The organism is Bradyrhizobium genosp. SA-3 (assembly GCF_004212635.1).
GTDB lineage: Bacteria > Pseudomonadota > Alphaproteobacteria > Rhizobiales > Xanthobacteraceae > Bradyrhizobium.
Window position 1 is genome coordinate 1 of sequence record NZ_PSRT01000290.1, and the last position, 2,350, is coordinate 2,350.

The 2,350-nt window shown below is 62.0% G+C and carries 1 protein-coding gene; it reads left to right on the forward strand.

Annotation, left to right across the window (positions count from 1 at the left end; all coding sequences use genetic code 11):
* The first annotated feature begins 1,133 nt into the window (after positions 1 to 1,133).
* Positions 1,134 to 2,156, forward strand: a complete 1,023-nt coding sequence (locus CWO91_RS42045; protein WP_130221154.1) for an LLM class flavin-dependent oxidoreductase — start codon at positions 1,134 to 1,136, stop codon at positions 2,154 to 2,156.
* Positions 2,157 to 2,350 lie beyond the last annotated feature (194 nt).

The following is a 2,350-nucleotide window of genomic DNA, read 5'->3' on the forward strand; positions in this document are numbered from 1 at the left end:
CGAGGCCGCCACCGCCGCCGATGCCATGCCCGCCACCGCCACCACCGCCGCGCTGGGCGAGGGCCGGCGAGGCAATGGCGAGCGCGGAGGCGAGCGCACCTGCGATGAGGTAACCAAGCAACTTGTTGCTCATCGAAGAATCCTCCGTTGTTGACGCGACAGCGAGAACGCCTGTCGCAGGAAGAACAACAATGAGGGGCCGAAATTATTTCTGAAAAGTCCAATGACTAATGTGACAGATTCTGACACCCAAGTTAGTGTTACTATCGAGGATAGGCTTGACGACGCGCGGCGGGACAGGACCCGAGATATCAGCACGCCGGAGCGCGCCTTGGACCGCTATGGGGCAGATTCGGAAGTACCTGGGCATGCGGCTCGTCGTCCGCTTCGCCTCAACCAGCTGACTACGCCGCGTCTTCGCAGATGGCGGCTTTGCCCAAAGGCGGGCAATTGCAACAACGAAGCCTCTTTGGTATTCAACCTTAATGCGTATAGATGCACAAAAAGCAACCAACGGTCCAGCCATTATCGTTTTTCGAGATGATGGCGTCAGGTTGCGTGTTCGCGCGCCTGATCGGAAGTTCACCCCTCCACATGACCTCATTCACTTCGTTGTCGAGAAGGGCATGAGCCTTCGGCGAGGCTTTTGGGGGTCGATTGCCTTCGGGGCGAAGTTTTCCAGTGTGGAGGTAATTGAAGGACGACAGAAACCTAAAGCCAATGAGAGATCAGCAGAGATCATCAAAGCAAATCAGCGCCACTTGTCGGAGGCAGAGGCTGTTGTCGGTGCATTTCAAACCGCGTTACATCAGATAAACCCTAGTGAAGAAGACTTGTGGCGGCGTTTGCGAACGTGTGGGCGGAGAGTGGAAGACGCTCTCGTACAAAGACTTGGAGAGAGCTGGGATATTTGCGACACGAGTGGGAGCAGTTGGCCATGGGCAAGGTCATCCGGCTCGACTGGAAAATTGCCCTTCAATGACCGTTTCGGTTCAATGCGAATGGCGGCGTTATCGGCTTAGGTCTGCTTCCCCCCAAAGCGCGGCACTTGCGAGTGCACGCCTTCCCATGTTGCCCAACTTTCCTCCAGCCGACGTATCGCAAACTCTTGCGATCATACTTACCTTGGCTTCATGAAAAAAATCGGATTCCTCTCCTTCGGGCACTGGACCCCCTCCCCGCAGTCGCAGACCCGCTCGGCGGCGGATACGCTGCTGCAGTCGATCGAGCTTGCGCTCGCGGCGGAACAGTTAGGGGCGGACGGCGCCTATTTTCGCGTACATCACTTCGCGCGGCAGCTGGCCTCGCCGTTTCCGCTGCTCGCCGCCGTCGGTGCCAAGACCAGCAGGATCGAGATCGGCACGGCCGCAATCGACATGCGCTACGAGAACCCGCTCTACATGGTGGAGGACGCCGGAAGCGCCGACCTCATCGCCGGCGGGCGGCTCCAGCTCGGCATCAGCCGCGGCTCGCCCGAGCAGGTGATCGACGGCTGGCGTTACTTCGGCTATCGCCCGGCCGAGGGCCAGAACGACGCCGACATGGGCCGGCGCCATGCCGAAGTCTTCCTCGACCTGCTCCGCGGCGAGGGTTTTGCCGAGCCCAATCCGCAGCCGATGTTTCCCAATCCGCCCGGCCTGTCGCGCCTCGAACCGCATGCGCAGGGCCTGCGCGAACGGATCTGGTGGGGCGCCGGCTCGAATGCGACCGCGGTGTGGGCGGCCAAGCTCGGCATGAACCTGCAGAGCTCGACGCTGAAGAACGACGAGACCGGCGAAGCCTTCCACGTGCAGCAGGCCTCGCAGATCCGCGCCTATCGTGCCGCATGGAAAGAGGCGGGCCACAGCCGCGAGCCCCGCGTGTCCGTCAGCCGCAGCATTTTTGCGCTGATCGACGATCGCGATCGCGCCTATTTCGGCAGGGGCGGCGAAGGCGAGGACCAGATCGGCTTCATCGATCCGCGCACCCGCGCGATCTTCGGCCGGAGTTATGCGGCGGAGCCGGATGTGCTGATCGAGCAGCTGCGCCAGGACGAGGCGATCGCCGAGGCTGATACGCTGCTGCTGACGATCCCGAACCAGCTCGGCGTCGACTACTGCGCGCATGCGATCGAGGCGATTCTGACGCATGTCGCGCCGGAGCTGGGGTGGCGGTGACACGAACGGCGAGATGCCCCTTGCAGGGCAATCGCACATGAAATTTTTGAGCGGCCTGAGCGCGCGCCTCGTCCTTCGAGACGCCCGCGGAGCCTGTCATCGGGCCGCGCTTTGCGCGGACCCGGTGGCGGCCTCCTCAGGATGAGGCTAAGCGGCGTCGGTGCCCCGTTGAAATGCTCCTGCGCACTCCGCCC